At 42.8% G+C, this 25778-nt stretch carries 22 protein-coding genes; 9 read left to right on the plus strand and 13 right to left on the minus strand.

The window, feature by feature from the left end:
* Window positions 1-6: 6 nt before the first annotated feature.
* The gene (locus EJ103_RS15495; RefSeq protein WP_126008479.1) at window positions 7-1785 is read left to right on the plus strand and encodes an ABC transporter transmembrane domain-containing protein; all 1779 of its coding nucleotides are present in this window, start codon (window positions 7-9) and stop codon (window positions 1783-1785) included.
* On the opposite strand, the gene EJ103_RS15500 is transcribed toward EJ103_RS15495, so the two are convergent.
* Window positions 1782-2414 carry an OmpA family protein gene (locus EJ103_RS15500; protein ID WP_126008481.1) on the minus strand — a complete coding sequence of 211 codons (633 nt, stop codon included), beginning with the start codon at window positions 2412-2414 and terminating at the stop codon, window positions 1782-1784. The two genes, EJ103_RS15495 and EJ103_RS15500, sit on opposite strands and share 4 nt — an antisense overlap.
* 214 nt (window positions 2415-2628) lie before the next feature.
* Between EJ103_RS15500 and chrA the strand changes: the two genes are divergently transcribed.
* Window positions 2629-3783: a chromate efflux transporter gene (gene chrA, locus EJ103_RS15505; RefSeq protein ID WP_126008785.1), complete on the plus strand. Its 1155-nt coding sequence runs from the start codon at window positions 2629-2631 to the stop codon at window positions 3781-3783.
* On the opposite strand, the gene EJ103_RS15510 is transcribed toward chrA, so the two are convergent.
* The 4 genes from EJ103_RS15510 to speA form a co-directional block, all read right to left on the minus strand.
* Entirely contained in the window at window positions 3743-4999 is a 1257-nt protein-coding gene (locus EJ103_RS15510; RefSeq protein WP_029773670.1) for a mechanosensitive ion channel domain-containing protein, read from the minus strand. The genes chrA and EJ103_RS15510 overlap by 41 nt on opposite strands.
* On the minus strand, window positions 4996-5916 hold the full coding sequence (locus EJ103_RS15515) for an acetyltransferase (protein WP_126008483.1): 921 nt from the start codon (window positions 5914-5916) through the stop codon (window positions 4996-4998). Before EJ103_RS15515 ends, EJ103_RS15510 begins: the two co-directional genes overlap by 4 nt.
* Window positions 5917-5944: 28 nt before the next feature.
* Window positions 5945-6823 (minus strand): acyltransferase, encoded by an 879-nt coding sequence (locus EJ103_RS15520; RefSeq protein ID WP_004587544.1) that lies wholly within the window; start codon window positions 6821-6823, stop codon window positions 5945-5947.
* Window positions 6824-6887: 64 nt separating this feature from the next.
* The gene (gene speA / locus EJ103_RS15525; RefSeq protein ID WP_126008485.1) at window positions 6888-8768 is read right to left on the minus strand and encodes a biosynthetic arginine decarboxylase; all 1881 of its coding nucleotides are present in this window, start codon (window positions 8766-8768) and stop codon (window positions 6888-6890) included.
* A 197-nt stretch (window positions 8769-8965) separates the two neighbouring features.
* On the opposite strand from speA, the gene speE reads away from it, so the two are divergent.
* The gene (gene speE, locus EJ103_RS15530; protein ID WP_054983340.1) at window positions 8966-9829 is read left to right on the plus strand and encodes a polyamine aminopropyltransferase; all 864 of its coding nucleotides are present in this window, start codon (window positions 8966-8968) and stop codon (window positions 9827-9829) included.
* A gap of 76 nt (window positions 9830-9905) precedes the next feature.
* Here the strand turns inward: speE and EJ103_RS15535 are convergent, their stop codons facing one another.
* Together EJ103_RS15535 and EJ103_RS15540 are read right to left on the minus strand one after the other, a co-directional pair.
* Window positions 9906-11132: a hypothetical protein gene (locus EJ103_RS15535; protein ID WP_126008487.1), complete on the minus strand. Its 1227-nt coding sequence runs from the start codon at window positions 11130-11132 to the stop codon at window positions 9906-9908.
* On the minus strand, window positions 11122-11745 hold the full coding sequence (locus EJ103_RS15540) for a methylamine utilization protein (protein WP_029773675.1): 624 nt from the start codon (window positions 11743-11745) through the stop codon (window positions 11122-11124). Before EJ103_RS15540 ends, EJ103_RS15535 begins: the two co-directional genes overlap by 11 nt.
* A gap of 159 nt (window positions 11746-11904) precedes the next feature.
* Between EJ103_RS15540 and EJ103_RS15545 the strand changes: the two genes are divergently transcribed.
* Window positions 11905-13947 (plus strand): glycoside hydrolase family 97 protein, encoded by a 2043-nt coding sequence (locus tag EJ103_RS15545; RefSeq protein ID WP_126008489.1) that lies wholly within the window; start codon window positions 11905-11907, stop codon window positions 13945-13947.
* Window positions 13948-13992: 45 nt separating this feature from the next.
* Here the strand turns inward: EJ103_RS15545 and envZ are convergent, their stop codons facing one another.
* Complete coding sequence (envZ, locus tag EJ103_RS15550; RefSeq protein ID WP_024033891.1) at window positions 13993-15309, minus strand: two-component system sensor histidine kinase EnvZ; 1317 nt, start codon at window positions 15307-15309, stop codon at window positions 13993-13995.
* A 5-nt stretch (window positions 15310-15314) separates the two neighbouring features.
* Window positions 15315-16034: a two-component system response regulator OmpR gene (gene ompR, locus EJ103_RS15555; protein WP_004587537.1), complete on the minus strand. Its 720-nt coding sequence runs from the start codon at window positions 16032-16034 to the stop codon at window positions 15315-15317.
* 184 nt (window positions 16035-16218) lie between these two features.
* Between ompR and greB the strand changes: the two genes are divergently transcribed.
* The 4 genes from greB to EJ103_RS15575 all read left to right on the plus strand — a co-directional run bounded on the left by greB (window position 16219) and on the right by EJ103_RS15575 (window position 20300).
* Window positions 16219-16692: a transcription elongation factor GreB gene (gene greB, locus EJ103_RS15560; protein WP_126008490.1), complete on the plus strand. Its 474-nt coding sequence runs from the start codon at window positions 16219-16221 to the stop codon at window positions 16690-16692.
* A gap of 131 nt (window positions 16693-16823) precedes the next feature.
* Window positions 16824-17135, plus strand: a complete 312-nt coding sequence (locus tag EJ103_RS15565; RefSeq protein WP_126008493.1) for a hypothetical protein — start codon at window positions 16824-16826, stop codon at window positions 17133-17135.
* A gap of 50 nt (window positions 17136-17185) precedes the next feature.
* Window positions 17186-17767, plus strand: a complete 582-nt coding sequence (locus EJ103_RS15570) for a CBS domain-containing protein (protein ID WP_004588243.1) — start codon at window positions 17186-17188, stop codon at window positions 17765-17767.
* 211 nt (window positions 17768-17978) lie between these two features.
* Window positions 17979-20300 carry a Tex family protein gene (locus EJ103_RS15575; RefSeq protein ID WP_126008495.1) on the plus strand — a complete coding sequence of 774 codons (2322 nt, stop codon included), beginning with the start codon at window positions 17979-17981 and terminating at the stop codon, window positions 20298-20300.
* A gap of 83 nt (window positions 20301-20383) precedes the next feature.
* Here EJ103_RS15575 and EJ103_RS15580 read toward each other — a convergent pair whose 3' ends face one another.
* The 3 genes from EJ103_RS15580 to bioH all read right to left on the minus strand — a co-directional run bounded on the left by EJ103_RS15580 (window position 20384) and on the right by bioH (window position 22385).
* A complete protein-coding gene (locus EJ103_RS15580; RefSeq protein ID WP_126008497.1) occupies window positions 20384-21244 on the minus strand; it encodes a putative metalloprotease CJM1_0395 family protein in 861 nt (286 codons plus the stop codon).
* Between the two features lie 5 nt (window positions 21245-21249).
* On the minus strand, window positions 21250-21558 hold the full coding sequence (locus EJ103_RS15585; RefSeq protein WP_004588240.1) for a hypothetical protein: 309 nt from the start codon (window positions 21556-21558) through the stop codon (window positions 21250-21252).
* A gap of 89 nt (window positions 21559-21647) precedes the next feature.
* Window positions 21648-22385 (minus strand): pimeloyl-ACP methyl ester esterase BioH, encoded by a 738-nt coding sequence (gene bioH, locus EJ103_RS15590; RefSeq protein WP_126008500.1) that lies wholly within the window; start codon window positions 22383-22385, stop codon window positions 21648-21650.
* Window positions 22386-22458: 73 nt separating this feature from the next.
* Here bioH and EJ103_RS15595 point away from each other — a divergent pair, with 73 nt between their 5' ends.
* The gene (locus tag EJ103_RS15595; protein WP_126008501.1) at window positions 22459-23136 is read left to right on the plus strand and encodes a ComF family protein; all 678 of its coding nucleotides are present in this window, start codon (window positions 22459-22461) and stop codon (window positions 23134-23136) included.
* An 8-nt stretch (window positions 23137-23144) separates the two neighbouring features.
* Here the strand turns inward: EJ103_RS15595 and EJ103_RS15600 are convergent, their stop codons facing one another.
* On the minus strand, window positions 23145-25700 hold the full coding sequence (locus tag EJ103_RS15600) for a M14 metallopeptidase family protein (protein WP_186807279.1): 2556 nt from the start codon (window positions 25698-25700) through the stop codon (window positions 23145-23147).
* Window positions 25701-25778 lie beyond the last annotated feature (78 nt).

Here is a 25778-nt window from a genome sequence, read left to right on the forward strand (position 1 = left end):
TCCACTATGTCAAAAACAAGCCCTAAGCCCGAAAAAGCCGCTTTTAGTAGTTTATTACCTATTTTTGCGTTTATTAAACCGTATAAATGGATGGTAGTGGCCGCACTTGGCGCCCTTTTAGTCACCGCTGGTGTTAACTTATCATTAGGGCAAGGGGTTAAATTTGTCATAGATCATGGCTTTATTGCTGGCTCTCAAGCGCAACTTCAACAAGCTGTATTGGTACTTATTGGTTTAATTAGCTTATTGGCTGTAGGCACCTTTAGCCGCTTTTATTTAATGTCGTGGATTGGCGAACGAGTTAGTAACGATATTCGCAAAGCAGTGTTTAATCGCATTGTTACCTTGCACCCAAGTTACTTTGAAGAAAACCGCAGTGGCGAGCTTATGTCGCGTTTAACAACCGACACCACCTTGCTGCAATCGATTATTGGCTCTTCCTTTTCTATGGCGCTGCGCAGTGCATTAATGTTAGTGGGTGGCTTGGTAATGCTGTTAGTGACTAACTTAAAGCTTACGCTCGTAGTGGTTGCGTGTGTGCCGCTAGTATTAGTGCCGATGATGGTTTTTGGCAAAAAGGTTCGCAAACTTGCAAGTTCTAGCCAAGATGCAATAGCCGATATAAGCACCTATGCCGGCGAGATCATTCAAAACATTAAAGTAGTACAAAGCTATAGCCACGAACAGCGTGAGCAACACGCCTTTGCACTTGAAACTGAAAAAGCCTTTAACGTTGCCAAGAGCCGTATTAAACAGCGCTCTTTTTTAATTGCTGCGGTAATATTTTTAACCTTTAGTGCGATTAGCGTAATGCTCTGGGTAGGCGGCAGCGACGTACTGGCAGGCACCATGACAGGTGGCGAGCTAGGTGCATTTGTGTTTTACGCCATTATGGTAGCAATGTCGGTGGCTACCGTAGCCGAGGTTTACGGCGAGCTACAACGAGCTGCTGGGGCGGCAGCGCGCCTACTTGAATTACTGGCCGTTAAAAGTGAAATAGAAAACCCTGTCACTCCACAAGACGAAAAGCTATTAATAAAGACTGATAGCCCCGCTATTGCACTTGAAAATATTAGCTTTAATTACCCATCTCGCCCCGATGTAAGCGCACTTAATAAAATAAGTTTAACTATAGAGCAAGGTAAAACAGTGGCTATTGTAGGCCCCTCTGGCGCAGGTAAAACGACGTTATTTGAATTACTACAGCGCTTTTACGACCCTGCTCACGGCGCGATTAAATTTCATGATGTAAATATTAAAGACATATCGCTTACCACCCTGAGGAACAAAATGGGCATGGTGGCACAAAACCCTATTTTATTTAGCTCAGATGTAATGCACAACATTCGTTACGGCAACCCAAACGCCACTGACGAGCAAGTATATGCGGCCGCAAAACATGCTCATGCCGATGAATTTATTAAGCAATTACCGCAAGGTTATAACAGCTTTTTAGGTGAGCAAGGCGTAAGACTCTCGGGTGGGCAAAAGCAGCGTATTGTATTGGCACGCGCTATTTTAAAAGACCCAGAAATACTGCTTTTAGATGAAGCCACCAGTGCACTCGATGCGCAAAGTGAGCACCACGTACAAGCCGCGCTTGAGCATTTAATGCAAAATAGAACAACGTTGATTATTGCCCATAGGCTGGCAACGGTTAAACATGCCGATGTGATTGTAGTAATGGAAAATGGGGAAATAAAAGCAACAGGGAGCCACCAGCAATTGCTAGCAAGCTCCCCTTTGTATCAGCGTCTTTGTGAATTGCAATTCAACAAAAACTAACCTTCTGTGTTTGGCACTATTTGAATTTCTACACGGCGGTTTTGAGCACGGCCGTTAGCGTTATCGTTAGTGGCTATTGGGCGGGTTTCGCCGTAGCCTGTAGTGCTAATACGTGCAGCCATAATTTGCTGGTTCACTAAGTAATTTTTAACGCTTTGCGCGCGCTCACGCGACAGGTTCATATTGTAGCTGTCTTTACCTGTGCTATCTGTGTGACCTTCCACGCTTAGGTAGGTTTTTTCGTATTTGTTCATCACTTTAGCAATGGCGTTTAGAGTATCGTTAAAACCTGATGAAATATAAGATTGGTCTGTCGCAAAGGTAATATTAGATGGCATAACTAAACGTAAGTTATCGCCCTCACGTACAACTTCAACCCCTGAGCCTGCTAGCTCATCACGAAACGCTTCTTCTTGCTTATCCATGTAATCACCTACAGCAGCACCCGCTAGTGCGCCAATAGCTGCACCAATAAAGATACGCTTGTCTTTATGATTACCCGTTGCTTTACCTAATACGCCACCTGCGGCTGCGCCAATTGCGGCGCCCTTGCCTGTGTTGTTCATTTCGCAACCACTTAGTAATACAGCTACTACGGTTACGCTCAAAAGTGATTTAGTTAAAGTCATGTGATGTCCTATTCATTAAGAATTATAAAGCGAGTATGCAAATACATGTATGAACAAACTATGAAGAGCATGTTAAAAGCAGTTCGCTTTATACCAATCCACTTAATTAAGTGGATTGGTATTATTTGTAGATTACGAATTAATGTATGCATTTAATAAAAGTGTCATACTCCTTTGTGACAATTTAATGAACTTTTAAAAGGATATGAGCTCAATGTTAGTCGCTATTTTTAGACAGTTTTTTTTACTTGGCTGCATGAGTTTTGGTGGCCCTGCTGCCCATTTAGGCTATTTTAAACGCCACTTTGTAGACACATTAAACTGGTTAAGCGATACCCGCTACGCGCAGCTTATTAGTTTAAGCCAAGCGCTGCCCGGGCCTGGTTCAAGCCAAGTGGGTTTTGCAATTGGTGTTGAGCGGGCGGGGGTTATTGGTGGCATTACCGCATTTATAGCCTTTACCTTACCGTCTTTTTTAATCATGTTGTTATTAGCGGTAAGCGCGCATCAGTTTGATGCTGTTTACTTTGCTATTATTGCGGGCTTAAAACTGTTTGCGGTTGTTATTGTGGCCGATGCAACACTCACTATGGCAAAAAGCTTTTGTACAAGCGCTGCGCTCAAGCTTATCGCAGTAATGAGTACCTTGGCTTTATTACTATTTCCTTTACTTGGCACGCAAATAGCTATTTTAGTGAGTGCCGCTGCTATAGGCGCAATTTGGCCTCTGTTACAACTCAACACCCAGATTGATCCTAAAGCAGATACTAAAAGCGCGTTTAGGTGGCTCCCTTTAGGCTTATTTGTATTACTACTCGCTATTAGCTTTATACCTTTAGGTGATGACCTTGCTTTGTTTGCTCCTTTTTACCAAGCGGGCGCTATGGTATTTGGGGGCGGACACGTGGTATTGCCTGTATTGCAAGCTGGCGTACCAGCGCTAAGTAACGATCAATTTTTAAGTGCGTATGCCAGTGCTCAAGCTATCCCTGGCCCCATGTTTACAATAGCTACTTACTTAGGCGCGCAACTCTCTTCAGAGCAACCCTTAATAGGGGCCATAGCTGCAACCCTACTTATTTTTACACCGGGTTTTTTATTAATGCTGGCGTTTCAAAAAAGCTGGTTAAACCTGGCAAGTAAACCTCGCTTTGCAAGCTCTATTGCTGCGCTTAACGCTGCCGTAGTCGGCTTTTTAGCGGCGGCTTTGTACTCACCTATTTGGACATCAGCCGTTCACAGCCTATGGCAGGTTGCACTGGTTATTGCCGCTTTTGCATGGCTAAGAATGAAAAAGCCACCTATTTGGTGGCTATTAGCTTTATTTATTAGTGTGGGCCTTGTTCAGCACTATTTGCCATTACTTTAAAGGTCGGCTTATCGGTTTGCTGTGCATTTGGCGGGCTTAATTGCCCGCTAACACTTTGATACGCTCTAAGACCAAATACTGGCAACACTGCCAATAAGTGATCCATAATTTCGGCTTGTAAATGCTCGTAAGATATCCAGCGTTTGTCTTCACTAAAGCAATAAAACTCAATCGGTAATCCGTGGTTCATTGGTTGTAGCTCACGCACCATGAGCGTCAGTGAGGTATTTATTCTGTTATGCTGCTTTAAATAGCCCTCGGCGTAGCGGCGAAACAAGCCTAAGTTAGAGACCGGATCAGGCAACGAGGCAACACGTATATATTCATGCAGTGGTATAGCTGCATCTATTTGTTTTCTAAATTCGTCACTTACTAAGCATATGCTGTGCATATCAATATTAAGTGAGCGCTTAATACGTCGGCCGCCAGACTCTTGCATTCCTCGCCAGTTTTTGAACGACCCTGCTACCAGCATATAAGTAGGAATAGTCGTAATAGTGTTATCCCAGTTACGCACTTTTACGGTGTTTAGCCCTAAGTCTATTACTTCACCGTCGGCGCCGTAGTTTTCTACTTGAATCCAATCGCCGTAAGTAACTAATCGGTTTGCCGCAATTTGAATACTGGCTACAAAGCCTAAAATAGTGTCTTTAAAAACCAATAAAGTAACAGCGGCTATCGCACCAAAACCCGACAAAATATAGGTAGGCGATTTTTCAAGCACAATGCTGACTATTAAAATTGCACACACAATAAAGGTGATCAGCTTAACAACTTGTAATAAGCCCTGAATTGGCACTTCGCGGGCAAAATCTAGCTGGTTATAAATAGCGCCGGCAATGCTTACAATGCTGCTAAAAATAAAGCCTACATGAATAATTAATATACCTTGGCCAATGGTTTTTAGTATTTCGGCACTGAGCTCATTAACAGGGTAAACGCTGTCGAAGGTTGCTAAAAAAAGCACGCTACATAGCATACCGGCTATGCGCTTATTAAGTTTTGTGAGCAACGGAGAAAGTAACCCTATGCGCTCTGGAGATAATTTAGTTACCACTTTTTGAATGCCTGGCAGCATTAATCGGCGTGTAAATAAATACACCACTAACAACGAAAAAACACCAATAGAGGCTGCAGTAATTGCACTTAAAAAATCTGCGTCGGGTACTTTTTCAAACCAAGGAGCGATTAGCTCCTGCAGGTGGGTATTGGTCATAGTGTTTCTATTTCCTTACAAATGGGTGGCTCAGGTAAATCGTGTTGGGCATAAATGCTGGCAAGTTGCGCGTCTTTAGCAACCCATAGCTCATTAACGTACTTTTGAAAGTGGCTTCTAAATGCTTTGTCGTGTTGGTAGCTACCTAACATTTGCTGGTTTATAGCAACCACGTCAATAGAAACATAAATTGAATCAAGCTCGCCCTTTAAAATATTACGACAAACATGGCTTGTGCTGCCGCTGTACACCACACTGGTATTTAGCATGGCGTCAAATTGCTCGCCAAGTACCTCAAGTGCAAAGGCAATGCCGCCCGCTTTGGGCTTGAGTAAATGTTTAAACGGGCTTTGCTGGCTTGCATGCTTTGCGTGCGTGTAGCGGGTACCTTCAACAAAATTAATTATAGTGGTGGGATTATTCCTAAAATTACGACAGCTTTGTTTGGTACGCTCAACATCTAGCCCTTTAAGCTTGGGGTTTTTAGCAAGCTGCGCTTTAGTTACGCGCTTCATAAAAGGCATGCCCATAGCCCATGCACCAGAGCCAATAAATGGCACATACTTTAATTCGTCTTTTAAAAAAAACTTTGGTGCAGGTAAAGCATTAATTGAGCTAAGTACCACAATATCTAACCAGCTCATGTGGTTACAAATTAGTAAGTACCAACTTTTTGGGTTTACATCGCCGTTAATGTTTACTTTTATGTTGGCGCAGCCCAGCCACAAGCCAAACCGATTGCCGTTACACCAGCCTCGGTACACGCTATGCAGTATGGTGTTAATTATAGAAAAAGGCAGGGCAAGCTTTATTAAGCCTAGCAGTAATACTAAGGTGCCAAAAATGATTACATTTGAAAAAATCACGCAGCCTACAATTAAGCCATTGAGCCAATTTGGTAACCACTTTTTTAGCATAATTGTAAGCCCATTTTTTATTACCTTATTATTTATGGTTTTGTTCGAGCTGCAAAAGCGTGTGCTCTTTTTCTTCCCATAAACGGTTTAATTCACTTTGAAAGCCGACTCTAAACTCAGAGTCGCCAGTGTAATCACCAATCAACTCCTCGCTTACTGGGCGAATGTCTACATGCACATTAATTTGCTTCACTTTGCCGCCGGCAAAGTCCATAAACGTAGGGATGCCATCGGGGTAATGAATGGTCACATTAACCACTTTAGATATCTGCTCACCCATGGCTTGCATTACAAATGCGATCCCGCCTGCTTTTGGCTTTAATAAATGCGGAAAAGGGCTATTTTGGCGAGCATGTTTTTGTGTTGTAAAACGTGTACCTTCTACAAAATTAACAATGCTTACTGGCATTTCTTTAAATTTTTCACAGGCTTTGCGGGTTGTTTCTATGTCTTTACCACGTAGCTTTGGGTTCTTTTTTAGCTGCGCTTTGCTGGTACGGGTCATAAACGGAAAGTCGAGCGCCCACCAGCAAAGACCTAAAATTGGCACGTAAATTAACTCTTTTTTCAAAAAGAAATTTAAAAAAGGTATTTTACGATTAAATACACGTTGCAGTACTAATATATCTACCCAGCTTTGGTGATTAGCAATCACTAAGTACCAGTCTTTTAATTTGGTTTCTTCAAGGCCGGTAACGTTAATTTTGGTTGGCGTGAATAAGCGTTGGTTAATGCTATTAACCGACACCCAAATAGTGGCGCACTGTTTAGCAACCCAGCTTAAAAGCTTTTGCATAGGCTTGATAGGGATTAATTTTAATAGCCCACAAACAAAAATAGGCACAAACCAAATAAGTGTGTTTATTGTATAAAGCATAATACTTAATACACTGCGGATTACTGACATTTATTTACTTTCCTTTAAACAATGCGCGCCAAACAGCGACGCTTTTAATTCTGAGAGTGTACGGTTAATCTTCGAAGTAAGTATAACCTTCAAGCCCGGCATTAAGCTCGGCTAAATACCCTGCTTTACACTGCTCAGACACTGCTAGCTTGTTGACCAATAATTCAAAGTTTTGTGCCAAAATGGCGCTATCATAGTCAACAAACTTTAATACATCCTTAACGCTATCACCTTTAATGGCATTGGTTAATACATAACCGTTGTCGTTAAGCTCTACATGCACTGAGTCGGTGTCACCAAATAAGTTATGTAAATCACCTAAAATTTCTTGGTAAGCCCCTACCATAAACATGGCTATATGGTATTGCTCGCCATGCTGGTACTCAGGTATAGGTAAACTGGTTTCTATGCCCGCGCCTTCTACGTACTCACGAATTTGCCCATCAGAGTCACAGGTAATATCTTGAATAATAGCGCGCTGGGTAAGCGGTTTATCTAAATTTTCGATTGGCATAACTGGAAACAACTGCTCAATGCCCCATACATCAGGTAACGACTGAAACAGTGAAAAGTTAACAAATAGCTTATCGGCTAGCTTTTCGTGTAAATCGTCAAGTACCTCACGGTGTGCTCGCGCGTTATTGCTAAGTGATGCGCGTACTCGGTGCAAAATAGTAAAGTATAATTGCTCTATTTTCGCCCACTCTAGCATGCTTACTAACCCATGCACGTATTGGTCGTGCGCTTCGCTAAATAAGTGCATCGCATCGTGGTAAATCTCTAGCGCCATACGCGGGTTTAAACGCTGTAAACACTGCCACATTTCATCAAGCACTAGCGCACTGTTTTTAAGTGGCGGTTCTGGATTTGGATGATTTGGCGCTTTTTCTACGTCTATTACATCGGTAATTAACACCGCGTGGTGCGCTGTTAAAGCACGCCCTGATTCGGTGATAATGGCTGGGTGCGTAAGTTGATGTTGGTCGCACACCTCAGCAAGAGCATTAACCACATTACGTGCGTATTCTTCAACGGTATAGTTCATCGAGCAAGCACTGCGTGAGCCTGAGCCTTCGTAGTCAACCCCTAAGCCACCGCCTACATCAACTGTATTGAGCGGCACTCCTAGCTGGGTAAGTTCAGCAAAGTGGCGCGCGCACTCACGCAGGGCGCGGTGTATATCGCGTATGTTGGCAATTTGAGAGCCAATATGAAAATGCACCATTTGCATTAAATGTAATTTATTATGCTTTTTAAGCACCTCAACAGCACTAAGCACTTGGCCTGCAGTTAAGCCAAATTTGCCTTTTTCGCCCCCGGTATTTTGCCACTTACCTTTGCCTACTGAGTTTAAGCGGATACGTATACCAATGGCAGGCTCTATGCCTAGGTTATCTATTTCTTCAAGTAAGGTCGTCAGCTCTGAGAGTTTTTCGACGACTATTTTAACGCTGTGCCCCATGGCTTGACCAATACAGGCTAAACGTAAAAACTCACTGTCTTTATAGCCATTGCACACAATAGTAATGGGTTTATCGGCTACCCCTAAAATTGCCATAAGCTCAGGTTTTGAACCGGCCTCTAGGCCAACTAAACCACTTGGGTGCGCCAATAGTTTACTGACCACCGAGCGTTGCTGATTTACTTTTATAGGGTATACACACGTGTACTTGCCTTGGTACTCGCGGCTGCTGCGCGCTAAGGTAAATGCATGAGTGAGTGTATCTACTCTATTTTTTAAAATATCGGTAAAGCGCACCAACACCGGCAATGTTAAACCTTGCTGCTTAAATTGCTCTGTGAGCTGCGTTAAAGAAATCGCATTTTTAGATTGGTCACCATCTGGGTAGGCAACCAACTCGCCTTGTGCGTTAATATCAAAATAGCCATCGCTCCAATGAGCAACATTATATGTAGCGCGTGCTGTTTCTAAACCCCAAGTCATGGCAACTCTTCTTTAATCAATTAGCTATAAAGGCGCATTTTAATACGTCACTACCCCCTACGCTAACAAAAATTGAACTTTAACTCGATACTGGCTAACTTTATTGGCAAAGCAGTTAAAATTTCATTGAGCAAAACGCGAAGCACTGGCAGAATTGCCCTTTTTTCATACTCAACTTAAAAAGTGTAAAAGCAACTATGGCAAATTTAGATCAAAGTAAGTGGTTTACAGAAATTAGCGACCGCGATGGCAGCGCATTTTCATTACGTATCAACAAAAAGTTGGATGAAAAACAGTCTCCTTTTCAAAAGGTAGAAATGTTCGAAACCACAGACTTTGGTAATTTAATGATCATCGATGGCTGTACTATGGTAACTACCCGCGAAAACTTTTTTTACCATGAGATGATTAGCCACCCTGCACTTTTAGCGCACCCAAATCCTAAAAACGTGGTAATTATTGGCGGTGGCGATTGCGGTACATTACGTGAAGTTTTAAAACACCCAGGTGTAGAAACCGTAACGCAAATAGATATAGACGAAGTAGTCACGCAAATGTCGTTAAAATACTTCCCAGAGCTTTGTGAGTCTAACAACGATGCACGCGCAACTGTTATGTTTGATGATGGTATTAAATACATGCGTGACGCTGCGGGCGAGTCTATTGATGTTGTTATTGTTGATGGTACAGACCCAGTAGGCCCAGGCGAGGGATTATTTAACCACGCGTTTTACACTAGCTGCTTAAACGCATTACGCCCTGGTGGTATTTTAGTGCAGCAAAGCGAATCGCCATTAATGCATATGCCACTGCTAGTAGAAATGCGCGAGGCCATGCTAAGTGTGGGCTTTAACGACTTACAAACACTGCCATTTCCACAGCCAATTTACCCAAGCGGTTTATGGTCAGTAACGCTTGCTCGTAAATCACAAGCATTTAATGGCTTTAGAGAAGCCGATGCTGAGCAAGTTGCACAGCAAAGCGAATACTACAACAGCGGCATTCATCACGGCGCACTTGCTACACCAAACTTTATGAAACGCGCATTTGATAAAAAATAATTCACACTTTTTTTGAAACTAAAAGGGAGCTTTAAAAGCTCCCTTTTTTAAAATCTATTTTTTAAAAGTGCCACAGTTAAAAGCGCCATTGAGCGTTAGCCATAAGTTGCTGCTGCGATATTCGCTGAGCAAACCCACTACCCGGCCTATTTTGTACAAAGCTATGCAGCGCCGAGCCTTCAACACCTATTTGTACCATATCGGTTAATTGGTAACGCCACGTAGCTGTTAAGCCTTCGCCGTGGCTGGCGTTAGGGTCAAAAGCGGTGGTGTCATCGTCATCTACTTTAAAATAATCATACCTAAGCGATAACCTATGCTTACCTTCTTTATGGCTGAGCATTAAATAATGGCTATAAAAACGGTTATAAATAAGCTTATTAGCCCCCATTTCGGTTTTACCATCGAGTAGCTGGGCAATCAAACGAGTTTTACCTGTAAATTTATATAACCACGCTAAGCTGCCAAAGCGAGTATGCCAAGCATACTGCCCTGTTGTGCGATTAAAAATGCTGGGCTCGGCGTTATTATCGTAATAATAAAACCTAAACTGCGAGCGTTTTAAATAATCCCAATGCACACCGGCATAGTAGCCAAAGCGGCCATCTACTTCTTCAAAAGGCAGTACTTGGTTAGCTTGCCAACGTAATTCGTCACTATTTAATGCCGCAATAGGTGCAAATTGTACACTTTCGTTAAATGTTGTTTGCCTGTCGTGCAGCGCAAATCCGCGCCACGAAAGCAGCGTCCCTGTTGGGTCGTTCCCTTTATAAATAGCAGCGCTCACACTAAAACTATGCTTAGAATTAAAACGTTTACCTGGGCGCTTAATACTAAGCTCACCACCTATGGTGCGAAGCTCTTCGCCAAGCCAGCTGTTTATGGCCGAATTAGTATAATTGTAAGGCGAGGTCCAGCCTATATCGGGGTTTTCTAGCGACATACTAGGATAAAACCCACCGAGCTTTACATGCCATTTATAACGGCTGTTTACTAACGGCTGATACTGTAAATACGCTTGGCTTAAACCTAATGTGGTTTTCGGCTCTTGATTAGCATTAACAACGGCATGTGCGCTCCACGCACTACTTAAATCGGCCTTAAAGTCTATAATTCCTTGCGATAACAAAATGCTATCACTGCTATCTCCATGGCGATATAAACCAATACCGCCATCTTGAAAGCTTTGTGTATCATCGCTTGCAACCGCACGTACCTGAATAAGCCCTTTAACTTGCGAAAAAGCCGGTAGGCTCATAAAAAGTAAGCCAAGTAATACTGTATTTTTGCGCTTAATAGTCATCAAATTCATCCGTAGCAAAGTCTATTTGCTCGGCTATGGCCTGCTTTACGGTGTAGTGTATAGGTGACTCGCTTACATTAACGCTGTGGGTTTCTACGTTGCTTATATCGCTAAAGCCAGAATGCCATACACTCATGCTGTATTGCCCATTAGGGGCAGTTAAATTAACCATACCGTTGTCGTCGGTAATTGCAAAAACGGTGCTATCAACCACCACAATATAGCCCAGCATCCAGTCATGAATATTACAGCCAAGCTCAACCACCCCTGTTTGATCAAACGTTATGGGCGCTTTAGGCTGTTCTTTGTAAAGTTTCAACTCAAAGGTTTTAGCTTTAGAAAACGAATAGACGTGGTGCATGATAGAGTCGGCATTAGGAAACTCTACCTTTGCATTTTGCGGAACAACTAACGTACGCGGCGTAAACTCGCGGTTTTGTTGGCTCATTGCGTAGGTTTTACTTGCTTGATTGCCGGCCTGAATTGATGCCCCGCTTAGCCACACAACCGCATTTGCTAAAGGCTGATTATTGGCATTTTTTATAGTTATTGTTGTTGCTGCTGCGCAAGTACTCATACATAGCAGTAACACACTTAGTAAGGGTTTTATCATGGGGCTAATCGCTATTATCAATTTGTTTACATTATAGACCGATTAAACCGTTAAATTCTTTCTATTTTTTAAAACATTGAATACGTATGTAGACAGTCGTATTAACAACTCACTGCCATTATCCTTAAAGGTCACCACCGACTCATCAAAGGACACACAATGAGAACATCCGCACTTTTACTACTGGCGTTTGCTGGCAATAGCTTTGCACAAACCGCTGTAGTTGAATCACCAAACTCACAAATAAAAGTGACTATTTCAGATGAAAATAGCACACCCAGCTACGCTATTAGCTTTAAAAACAAACCAGCTATAAACGCATCGCGCTTGGGTTTTGAATTTAAAACCCAAGCCGCATTTAGCGATGGTTTTAAAATTACCCATGTTAAGCAGCAAAGCGTAAATACCCAGTGGCAACAACCTTGGGGCGAGCGACAAACGGTTACTGATAAACACAACGAAGTTGCGGTTACGTTTACAAAAAACGAGCCTAATGGTGCAACCTACACAGTGCGCTTTAGAGCTTTTGATAGTGGCGTTGGGTTTAGATACGAAGTACCAAAACAAGCAGGCTTTGAGCAAACACACATTACCAAAGAGCTCACCGAATTTGCCATTAACAATAACAACAATGCCACCGCCTGGTGGATACCCGCCCGCGGCTGGAACCGATACGAATACGTTTACAACACCACCGCATTAAATGACGTCCCCCTTGCACACACGCCGTTTACCTTAAAAACCAATGACGGTACCCATATAAGCATTCATGAAGCAGCCTTAATTGATTACGCAGGCATGGTGCTTAATCAACGCCGCCCAGGTACATTTAATGCCGATTTAACACCGTGGTCAGACGGCATTGCCGTTAAAAAACAAGGTGCGTTTAATACCCCTTGGCGCACCATTCAAATTGCCGACAGCGCGGTAGGCTTAGTCAATTCAGACATAATATTAAATTTAAACGAGCCTAATAAACTAGGCGATGTGTCGTGGGTAAAACCTGGCAAATACGTGGGTATTTGGTGGGGCATGCATATAAACACGCAAACCTGGGGCAGCGGCGAAAAACACGGTGCCACTACACAAACCACTAAGTACTACATGGATTTTGCCGCAGAATATGGCTTTGATGGCGTACTAGTAGAAGGCTGGAACATAGGCTGGGATGGTGACTGGTTTTTTAATGGCGATGTATTTAGTTTTACACAACCCTACGACGACTTTGATATAGCGGCTCTTACTCAATACGGCAAACAAAAAGGCGTGCAGTTAATTGGCCACCACGAAACATCGGGTAATGTAAGTAACTACCGTGACCAAATGGAGGATGCCTTTGCCCTTTACGAAAAATCAAACGTAAGCCAAGTTAAAACGGGCTATGTAGCGGATGGCGGAAACATAAAACGCATTGACGAAAACGGCATTGCCCGTCATGAGTGGCACGACGGCCAATTTATGGTTAACGAGTACCTTTACAACGTAAAGCTGGCTGCTAAACATAAAATTAGTATTAACACCCACGAGCCGATAAAAGACACCGGCCTGCGCCGTACCTACCCAAACTGGATTGCGCGCGAAGGGGCACGCGGCCAAGAGTTTAATGCATGGGGCACGCCGCCCAACCCACCAGAGCACATTCCTATGCTGGCGTTTACCCGTATGCTGGCAGGGCCTATGGACTTTACCCCTGGCATTTTCGATATGGGCTTTAATGGCTTAGGCGATGATACAAACCGCCCACAAACAACGCTTGCCAAGCAGCTTGCACTTTATGTTGTGCTGTATAGCCCGATTCAAATGGCCGCCGACTTACCTAAAAACTATTTAGCCAAGCCTGATGCATTTCAATTTATTCAAGACGTACCAACCGATTGGCAGCAAAGTATTGCGCTTGATGGCGAAGTGGGCGACTTTATTGTTTTTGCCCGTAAAGAGCGCAAACACGATAAATACTCAGGAAACGATTGGTACTTAGGCGCCGTAACCGACGAGAAAGCCCGAACTATTGAGGTAAAACTCGACTTTTTAGAAAAGGGTAAAAAGTTTGAAGCGCACATATACCAAGACGGTAAAAACGCTGAATGGAAAAACAATCCGTACGATTTAGATATCGAAAAGCGCGTAGTTAGCGCAAACGATAAGCTAACTTTAAAACTAGCAACAAGTGGTGGTACAGCAATCCGCTTTAAAGCACTTTAAGTTTTAATACTATTAACGTTATGGAAATAGCCAACTCTGCACAGCTTACTGTGCAGAGTTTTGTATTTTTATAGGTAAATAAATTTGTGCACTTAGGCCGCCTTCTGGGCGGTTTTCTAGCTTAACTTTACCATCGTGCATATCAATAATACGCTTAATAATGGCAAGGCCTAAACCACTCCCCTCACTACCACGCGCAGTGTCACCTTGTTTAAAAGGCTCAAACACCGATTCTAGTTCGCTTTCTGGTATACCGGGGCCGTTATCGTTTACCGCTATCACAACGTATTTTTTGTTTGAATTAAAGTAGCTTAATACTTCTATATCGCCGTCTGAATAGCGCAGCGCGTTTTCAATCATGTTAGTAATTACACGCTTAATAGCCACACTACTTAACGGGACAAGCCCTACGCTGGGGTTGCCTTTAAAGGTAATAACGCGTTGCTGTTTAAGCTCACAATTAACCACTTCAGTCACTAGCGCATTTATATCTTCGCAAGCAAGCTCATCTGTTTTGTGGTGGCGTAAATACTCAATAAACTGATCGATAATGCCATTCATATCTTCAATGTCGTAAATGATGCCTTCGCGAAGGTAGTCATCTTCATCGTTCATCATTTCGGTGGCAAGGCGGATACGAGTAAGCGGAGTGCGTAAATCGTGAGAAACACCGGCCATGAGTAAACGGCGATCGTTTTCAAGAGCGGCAATACCGCGCGACATTTGGTTAAATGCACGGGTAACTTCTATAACTTCACTGGAGCCTTCTTCTTCAAGCTTACTACTAAAATCGCCCTTACCCACTTTCACGGCTGCTTGCTGCAACGCCTTTAATGGGCGGTTTAAGTGCCGAGCAAATAGCCAGCCGCCTAACACACTTAAAAAACCAATACTTGATAAGTAAAACGTTAAAAATTCGAGGTTATTTTCTTGATACCCGCTAAGCGGTACTTTTACCCAGTAACCGGGTGCTTGCGGCGCTTCTACCCAATAAATCAGCGGGTCGGTTTGACTAATACGCACCCGAGCAGAACCATTTAATTGCTCAGACATACTGCGCGACAGCATCGAGTATTCTCGGGTTTGACCCAGCCCTTGGCGCATTGCCTCGCGCTGCGTCATCACTTCTATACCTGTAATTTCAAAAAACTTTTCAGATACTTCGTCGTTTATTTCTACGCCGTCTTCCCAGTCTATAAATACCGTTTTAATTTGCTTTGCGAGCATTAAATTTACTTGCTCTATGGTTGGTTTTACAACGTAAAAGCTTACCGTTACATACGACACTATTTGGTTAATTAGCAGTAAAGCGGCCACTAAAAATACAGTTTGGCCAAACGCACTACGCGGAAAAAATCCCATATAAACTACTTATCACCGTCAGGAACAAACACATAACCCAAACCCCATACAGTTTGAATATAGCGCGGGTTGGCAGCATCTACTTCTATCATGCGGCGCAGTCGCGATACTTGCACATCAATACTGCGCTCAAGCGCACTGTAATCTCGCCCACGGGCAAGGTTCATTAGTTTATCGCGGCTCAGTGGCTCGCGCGGGTGCGATACAAGGGCTTTAAGTACGGCAAATTCACCGCTGGTGAGTGAAATGGTTTTATCGCCCTCGCTCATTTCGCGCGTGGCTAAATTAAGCGTAAATTGCCCAAAGGCTATTAAGTTTTCTTCCGCTGCGGGTGCGCCCGGCACTTCTTTGGCGCGGCGGCGTAAAATAGCTTTTATGCGAGCCAGTAATTCGCGCGGGTTAAACGGTTTCGGGATGTAGTCGTCTGCGCCTAGTTCAAGGCCTATAATACGGTCGACCTCATCGCCTTTTGCTGTCAGCATCACAATAGGGATTTCGTTTTCTTTTTGGCGTAGCCGGCGGCAAATAGATAAACCATCTTCGCCAGGTAGCATTAAATCAAGCACCATTAAGTGAAAGTTCTCTCGCTCAATGAGTCTATCCATTTGCTCTGAGTTTGCGGCGGTTCTAACAATAAAGCCTTGCTCTACTAAATAACGCTCTAGTAAGCTGCGCAGGCGCATATCGTCATCTACAACTAATACTTTTGTGGTTTCGTGTCCCATTGCGTGTTTCTTATTTTTATTTCCAATTAATAGTTAATATAAATGAAAAACTTAATAATCAAAATCTAATTGCGCGCTTAGATTGTTACTGAACATTTCAAAGTTATAATATTAAAGTTTACACTCGACAAATTTTAGCAATTTTAATAACGTGCACAGCATTAGAGTTAATGAATAAAAGCCCATGAAAACAAATTTAATAACCCGCGAAGGTTACTTACAATTACAGCAAGAGCATGACCATTTATGGAACGTTAAACGCCCTGAAGTCACTAAAATAGTGAGTTGGGCGGCAAGCCTTGGCGATCGCTCAGAAAATGCAGACTATCAATATAATAAACGCTTACTGCGCCAAATTGATCGTCGTGTTCGGTATTTGCGCAAACGCTTACCCGATTTAAAAGTTATTGATTACTCGCCGCAGCAAGACGGTAAAGTATTTTTTGGCGCATGGGTAGAAATAGAAAACGAGCAAGGCGAGGTTAAAAAATTTAGAATTGTAGGGCCTGATGAAATATACGACCGTAAAGACTACATATCAATTGACTCACCTATGGCGCGCGCCCTGATAAAAAAACAAGTAGACGATGATTTTGAGGTACCTACACCGCAAGGTAAAAAAAAATGGTATGTAAATAGTATTGAATATCAAAAATAGTCCCCATAACATTATTAATAAATAACTACTTTGATTCAGATCAGGTAAATTTTTTATTGTGTAATATATCTCAGTAGGATATATATTGGTTTAGCAGGTTTATCTTTAACCTGATTTTTAAGGTAGTGGCTATGTCAAACTTAGTACAGCGCATATGTAGTAATGCCGTATTGTTTGCACTTTTAATGAGTGTGAGTTTGACTCTGCATGCCAATACCACCGAAGTAAGTATAGATAACGCCAGTATATCTAATCATTTTATCGCTTGTGAATTTCCTGACCAAGCAACCCCCGACATTGACTTAGATTCTCATGTTAATGCATTTGCTATTAGGTTGTTTCAACCGCTACCTAATGCTGTTTCATCTTTTTACCAAAGTACAAACCTAAGCCGTCCTTTTAGTACGGCATATCAACGTGGTCCACCTAGCTATTTAATTTAATTCACAATTTTACTTTTTGATTAAATTTTATAACTAATAAGGTGACTACTATGTCTAACTTTAAAGAATTACGTACCCAAAATATTTCTCATGGCGTTATTGCAAGTACATTTGAAGATCAACAAGCCACTATTGATTTAACATCTCCGGCTTTAACTGTAATCAATAACTTTACCCAAAAAACGCCAATTCGCGCTCAATACGACACTCCTATTAGCGAGGCGCTTAAACAAGTACTAGCTGAGCACTCTGACTATGTATTAGTGACTGATGATGCGCAAAAATTAATTGGTATTGTTTCAAGTGCTGACCTACAAAGCGCTAAAATTACGGCCATTGCACAGCGTTTAAATACCAGCCGCAATGAAGTGAGCTTACGCTACATTATGACACCTATTAGCCAACTTAATGGCGTAAGTATGCAAAGCCTAAGCTATGCAAGTATTGGCGATGCACTACAAACAATGGAGCATCAAGGCAGCATGTTTTTATTAGCAACAACCACTAATAACGAAATATGCGGGTTAATCTCGGCGCGTCAAATAGCTAAAACATTGCATATTCCAGTGCATATTACCCCTATTGCTCACACGTTTAGTGATGTTTTAGAAAGCGTAGAGCACCCTCACTAAAGCGCGCTTTTACGCTTTGTAAGCTCAGCCAAGCCAACCATCTTAAAGCAAGCAAAATTGCTTGCTTTAAGAGCTTTTTATTACAACCTGCTGTGATATTATTCAACTAATAAATACCTACCAAACTCATTAAATAGCAACTTTAATAAGCTGGGTATAACAGTACCAGAGGGATTTTCTGGTTTTATTTTTTGTATTAAAAGGTTTATGCATGAGCGATATCTCTGCACGTTTAGCCACTGAGCTAAATGCACAACAGCAACAAGTTGTTGCTGCTACAAAATTACTTGATGAAGGCGCAACGGTTCCTTTTATTGCGCGTTACCGTAAAGAAATTACCGGTGGATTAGACGACACGCAATTACGCCTTTTAGAGCAACGTTTGTCGTACTTGCGCGAGCTGGAAGAGCGCCGCAGCTTTATTTTATCAACCATCGAATCACAAAATAAATTAACGCCAGCACTTAGTGCCGATATAACCAGCGCACAAAGTAAAACTGAGCTTGAAGATTTATACCTTCCTTATAAAGCTAAACGTCGTACCAAAGGGCAAATAGCCATTGAAGCAGGCCTTGAGCCACTTGCCGATGCGCTATTTAACGACGCAAACTTAGAGCCAGAGCAACAAGCGCAGCAGTTTATAAATGCCGACAAAGGCATTGCTGATACCAAAGCAGCCCTTGATGGCGCTAAATTTATTTTAATGGAACGCTTTGCAGAAGATGCCAAGTTATTAGCTAAATTTAGAAGCCACATTAGCCAACACGGCGCTATACAAAGCACACTTATTGACGGCCAAGAGCAAGCCGGTAGCAAATACCGCGACTACTTTGACCATCAAGAACCTCTTAAAAAGGTCCCTTCTCACCGCGCACTTGCTATGTTGCGCGCGCGTAACGAAGGTATTTTGCAGCTGAGTATTAACCCAGAGCCAAGCAGCGAAAATGCAGCCCAGCTATGCGCGCAAATGATTGCTGATCACTACCGCTTAGATGTGAAATATAAAGCAGCTAGCGCATGGCTATTAAGTGTTGTGCAATGGGCATGGAAAATAAAGCTTGGCCTACACCTAGAAAATGAATTTTTAGCAGCCATGCGAGAAAAAGCCGAAACCGGCGCTATAGATGTATTTGCTAAAAACTTAAAAGACTTACTTATGGCCGCCCCTGCTGGGCCGCGTACCACGCTTGGTCTAGATCCTGGTTTGCGAACTGGCTGTAAAATTGCCGTAGTTGATGGCACAGGTAAATTGCTTACAACCCAAACTATTTTCCCCCACGCACCACAAAATCACTGGGAAAAATCGTTACGTACATTAGAGCAACTATGTCGCCAGCATAAAGTAGAACTTATTGCGATTGGTAACGGAACCGCATCACGCGAGTCTGACAAGCTAGTAGGTGAACTTATTAAGGCCAATGCTGAGCTTAAATTAAACAAAATTATGGTAAGCGAAGCCGGCGCGTCTGTTTACTCTGCGTCTGAATTTGCAGCGAATGAATTTCCTAACTTAGATGTGTCTTTGCGTGGCGCGGTATCTATTGCGCGTCGCCTGCAGGACCCACTTGCCGAGCTTGTTAAAATTGAGCCAAAATCAATTGGTGTAGGCCAATACCAACACGATGTATCGCAAAGTCAATTAGGCCAAACACTGACCGCAATGGTAGAAGACTGTGTAAACTCTGTGGGTGTTGATTTAAATATGGCCTCGGTGCCGCTTCTTACTCGCGTATCGGGGTTAAATAAAACCTTAGCGCAAAATATAGTAAATTACCGCGACACTAACGGCACGTTTACTAAGCGTAGCGAACTTAAAAAAGTTGAGCGTTTAGGACCAAAGGCATTTGAACAAGCAGCAGGCTTTTTGCGTATTAATCAGGGTAAAGACCCACTTGATAACTCATCAGTTCACCCTGAGGCTTATCCTGTTGTTAAACTTATTTGTGAGCGTAACAACCTTGATGTAAATAGCTTAATAGGCAATAGCGAGTTTTTAAATAAGCTGGTTGCTAATGACTACACCGACGAGAAGTTTGGTTTACCTACCGTTACCGACATCATTAAAGAGCTAGATAAGCCTGGGCGCGATCCTCGTCCTGAGTTTAAAACTGCTGAATTTAAAGCCGGTGTAGAAAAAATCACAGACCTAAAACCCGGTATGATTTTAGAAGGTGTGGTTTCTAACGTTGCTAACTTTGGTGCGTTTGTTGATGTAGGTGTTCACCAAGATGGCCTAGTGCATATTTCGGCAATTACTAATAAGTTTATCTCTGATCCGCGCGAAGTAGTAAAAGCCGGTGACATTGTAAAAGTAAAAGTGGTTGAGGTAGATGCCCCACGTAAACGCATTAGCTTTACTATGCGCTTAGATGATGAAATAGACACAAGCAATAAACCAACTGCCGCGCCGCAAAAGCAACGCAGTAATCAGGGCCAGCAACCGCGTGCAGCAAAACCAAAGCGCGATAACGGTAACGCCATGATGGGTAATGCCTTTGCCGATGCATTTGCTAATGCAAAAGTAAAAAAATAATACCCTTTTGCTTCATTAAGTGATGTCTCCTTAAACTAAAAAGCCGCTCATTGAGCGGCTTTTTTAATTATGCTTAGCTGGTTTTAACCAAACGCAGAAAAACCACTCTCGTTTTGGGGGGAGCTAGTCATTTGATAAAAATTAGCAATACGGCCAGCTCGTGCGTCTACTTCTGGGTCGCGTGCTTGCTCGGTATTAGTATCGTTTTGAGACTCAGCGGTACTGGTTTCGTTTATTGATAACGCACTTTGTGGCTCTTGTGCTTGCGCTTCATCGTCAGCAGGGGCTGATAATTCAGCTTGCGCTGCGGCCATTTTGTGGGTTGCATCAGCGGCAATGGCTCTATCGGCACTAGAAGGTTCAGCAGGGGCAAGTGCGGCTGCTCGTACCGTTTGCATTTTATCTATAGTGGCTTGCGGATCGCCGGGGATTTCAGATACATCAATTTGTACCTCACCGCCAACAGCGTAATTAGTGCCATCTGGTCCACGTTGGTATTCATAACTTGGTGAGCCTGCATACTGCCCACCCACCGATGCATGAGCTTGTTCGTGCACGCGCACTTCAGTATCGCGCGCTTTAAGCTCTTCAATTTGCTGCTGTTCTAATTCTAGCTGTTGTTGATCTTGCTCTTCTTCGGGGGTGTCTTCGCTTGCTTGTTGGTTTTGTTGCTGTTCGCTATCTGAATCTTCGCTGCCTTGCTGGCGCTGCTCAACAGCTTGCTCATCACTGAGTTTACCGGTTGCATCATAGGTGGCAGCTTCTGCACTGCTTGGCAGTTTTGCTTTATCAGCATCGCTTTGCGCTTTGGTTTCGGTATTACTGGCGCTATTGGGTGCAGGAGCAGGAATAACTTCGCGCAGTTGGTTGTCACGCCGAGCGGTTTCCGTATAAACATTGGCGGTGTTTATATTGATAGACGGAAATGGCGTGACAATATTCATAACGTTTAAACTTTAATATCGATTAGCGTACCAAGCACTTCATCTGCAGTTTGAATAGATTGCGTGTTTGCCTTGGCATTAAACTCTTCAACTTTTAAATTAACAAGCGCTTCGTCAACCCGAGCTGGTTGTGCAACAGGCGCTGTTACAGCCTCTTCAGGTCGCGCAGCTGTTAACTGGCGCTGTTGGGCTAGTTGCGTATCGTCTTGCTCTTCAATGGTGGCACGGTTTATCTCTGCGCTTGCTCGTTCTATACCTTGGCTTGCACGATTAAACCCTTCTACACCACTATTAAATACTGAACCAATAGCCATGCTGTACCTCCAAAAAATAAATATTGTTTAATTATCGCTCACTTCATGGGCAAAATAAAGCTTTAAACAGCACCTTTCTTTAGGCTATTTTAAAGCATTGATTTAACGGCAGATAAAAACTCTTTTTTATGAGAAATAAACGGTGCATGGGAGGCTTTGTCTAGTACTTCGTATTCAAACTCAGTATTTAGTGCTGCCATTTTATTAATTGCTTTGTAAGGTACCAGCGCATCTAAACGGCCAAATATCGCTTTTATAGGCACTGGGCAATGCGCAAATACGTTGCGTAAATCATCATTTTGTAAAATATTTAAACCCGCACTTAACGCCTCACTTTTAGGGGCGCTGTACTGATTTAGCAAGTGCTTTAGCTGCTTTATATCATCGCGTGCCGACTCACTACCCATGGCCTGAATAGCTAAAAAGCGCTCTATGGTTTTTTCTCGGTGATTAACTAATTGCTCTTTAAATTGCTCAAGCACGCTGGTTTTTATTCCGGGCCAATCATCTGCCTCGGCAAAAAAAGGGCTTGAGGCAACTAAAATGACTTTTGATACTTTATTTGGCCAATGTTTAGCAATATAAAGTGCAAACAATCCTCCTAGCGACCAGCCCATTACAATAGAGCCAGGGCTAAGTTGCTCGCTTACGATTTCAGCTGCATCGTGTAAATTATAAGGGCTTGGGCAGCTATTGCTGTTGCCAAAGCCAGGCAGGTCAATGCTGCGCACCGAGCCACTGTATAAAAACGTTAACTCTGGCTGCACTAATTGCCATACGCCTTGGTTCATGCCCCAACCATGTAATAAAACTAACTCGCTTTGCATATTTGCCTAACCTTAACCAAACTTAGCCACATCATAACGCTTACATTGACGAAAGCAACGCAAGGAGCAGCCAATGCAACACTCATTTTTTAATTGGTTATTTCCCTCTTATTGCGTGCAATGTCAGGGAGTAATTAGTGCTCAAGAGGGATTATGCGACTATTGCTTAACGGATTTAAGCGTGTTTGATTTAAATAAACACAGTAATTTATTGCACCGCCCGGATATTGTAGAAATGTTTCCGCATTGCGAATTTGATAAGCTCTTTGCCTGTGCTTTTTATCAGCCCCCTTTTGAGCATTGGCTTAAACGGCTCAAATTTAATAATCAAATTCACTATAAAAAAGCGCTGCAACAAGTAATTAAACGCCAACTATCGGTGTTTTTTGAAAATTTAACTACCCAGCCCGACATAGCTATTATTTTACCTTTGCACCGAGGGCGCTTTTTAACACGCGGGTTTAATCAGGTAAGCCAAGTGTGGCAACCGTGTTTGGCAAAACATATTTGTATAAGTAATGCGCTAATACGCAATAAAGCCACGCAAGCACAGTCACAATTATCTAGAGCCAAGCGGATTAAAAATGTAAAAAATGCCTTTGTATGCACACAAGATATGAGCGGTAAAACGGTGGTTATTGTAGATGATGTAATGACCACAGGCGCCACGCTCAACGCGGCTACCCGAGTATTAAAACAAGCCGGCGCTAAACAAGTCTGGGCTTTTGCTACGTGTTTAACGCCACTTTAAAGGGGTAGTTAATCACCTCTTACTCTAAATGTGTGGCCAAAAAATAAAGCATTACTAAGTAATCGGCTTGTGCCGTACCAGTATCCTCTAAATACAGGGTTATCTGTCATCGCAATAACACTGCCACGCCCGTATGAGTGGGCCATCATGGCTGCTGCACCGGCAATTTGCTGCTCATTTACGCCATCGGTAAACCCTGCTAATAGTGGTTTTTGCGGGTAAGTGAGTATGTTTACAAACGGGGCGGATGATTTTTCTAATAACCAGGTACTATTTTTAAATACAGGCAGCGTTTCGCGATTAAGCGAAAACGTTAGTGGATGCGTGGTGTCTACATCGGTATTAAAAATAGCGCCGGCTATACGTTGTCGCCCAGCTAAATGATCTTTATCTGCGTAATTTAGCCCTTGAGTATTAAAAGCGCTGGCTACATCTTGCCTAGATAAATAATTAGCCTTGAGTAATTGCTGATCAGCTAAAAATTTAGCGCCGCCTTTGTGGCCCCAAATTACGCCGCCTTTTCTTACCCAGCTTTTAATAGCAACTTTATCACTATCGGGTAAGCCCGAATAATTGCCATTAGCTAGTACAATGTGGCTGTAATTATTTAAATCTAAGCTACCTAAACGCTCCATTTCTACTATGGTCGGAGAAATACCAACAAAGCGGTCAAGGTAATACCATGCTTCACCCGCTTCGTATTGGCTTACGCCTTTACCGCCCACAAGCAGTACTTTTGGCTCGTTTAATACCGCCATAGTGCGCGAGCCTAAATCGGCGCCTTTCCCTGTAAGACCAGTGGTAATAGGCTTTATCGCAATACCAAACTGGGTTTGAGCATCGTTTAAAATAGCCACCCAATCAGGGTTCGTCTGCAGCCCTGCGGGGACAATAATGCTGCCAGGTGCAAAGTCTATTTCGGTGGTGCTGCTTTTAGCTGTTAAGGCGCTTAACGCGACACGCGCTTTAATACCTTGCTTTAGCAAGCTATTTAGCATTTTAGGCGCTAAGTAATCGTCCCAGGCAAAGCCAAATGCATAACTTTGCTTTAACGCAGCAAATGATGGTTTAACTGCTTTTTGCCACGCAGTGCTGGCTACTTCTAAGCCCCAGCTACTTTTTACTTGTGCAAACTCTAAATTAAAAGCATGGGCGAGTGTCCAGCCTGACACATCATAAAATGTGTTATCGGCAAAACTTTTTTGCTCACTAAAAATAGCTTTTACTAAACGAAACTGTGGCTGAGCTAACGGCACAAAATAACTCTGGGTGCTAAAGTTTTTGCCATTGGCTTTTAGTGCCTTTGTAAGTGGATAGGCGTTAATTTGATGCTGCTTTAACAGGTTTAAAAATAGTTTAATCCGGGTGTTGTCTTTAGCGCCCTCAACCACATAGCCTTCAAAACTTTCATCATGTGCTAAATCAATTGCTTGGTTATAAAATTTAGCCTGATAGGTTAATAGCGCCTCGCGGTTATCTACCGCTGCTTTAAAGGTTGATAGGCTTGTTAGTAACTGATTTTTAATAGTAAAAGGAAACGTAAGCGTACCATTTATGGTTTCTTGTACATGCCCACGTGAGCTGGCTTGCTCAAATAAAATACCTATACCGCCGTTTACATCGGGGTAGGTTGAACCCTTGCCGTAATAAAAGTCGTCAAAGCTTTCTTCGGTAAAATAAAGGGCATTATTTTTATCTAAAGTTTTAGCATGGTAATTGGCTATGGCTTTAGTAAGCGTTACGTTTTCATCTGGGGTAATTGGGTGCTTGCGACTGGCAATGCCAGGTTGAAAAAAGTAGCTGCTGTTTGGGCCCATTTCATGAAAGTCGGTAAGAATATTTGGCTTCCATTGATGAAACTTAGCAATGCGTGCACGCGACTCTGGGTGTTGTAGTAACAACCAATCGCGGTTTAAATCAAACCAATAGTGATTTGTACGGCTACTTGGCCAGCTTTCTACGTGTTCACGCGTTTTAGGGTCGCTTGATAAGTTCATCCCCCGATTACTATTAGCCCAATTAGCAAAGCGAGCCAAGCCATCGGGGTTAAGTGAAGGGTCGAGCAAAATAACGGTATTATTTAATAGTTTTTCTATTTCTGGGCCTTGCGCTGCAGCAAGGTAATACGCAACCAATAAAGCGGCATTGCTGCCTGATGACTCATTGCCATGCACACTGTACCCCATCCAAACTACAGCAGGCTCATTTTGTGTGTTTTTAGCTTGCTCACTGTTTGTTAAACGGGCTAAGTGCGCTTGGCGAATTTGCTCTAAGTTAGCTAGTTTTTCAGCGCTGCTAATACTTAGCATCACAAGCGGACGTTGCTCGTGTGTGCGCCCTATTACTTCAAAATTTATACGATTACTTTTTTGCGCTAGAATTTCCATGTAACGCACCAGTTGGTCGTGCCTTACATGCCACTCACCTACTTCGTAACCAAGTACGTCTTGTGGGGTGGGTATTGTTTTATCAAACTCTACATCTTGTTCAAAATAATACGAAAGTGGTTTTGCCATACTTGAAAAGCTAAGCATTGCCACCATTATAGTTACTATCCAGCGCATATAAATCACTCTAAAAATGTTTGTTATTTGCACGCTAGCATTGCTTAAAATAGATGCCAACTTTTTACGCTCAACACT

This window comes from Pseudoalteromonas sp. Xi13, assembly GCF_003952205.1.
GTDB classification, from domain to species: domain Bacteria; phylum Pseudomonadota; class Gammaproteobacteria; order Enterobacterales; family Alteromonadaceae; genus Pseudoalteromonas; species Pseudoalteromonas atlantica.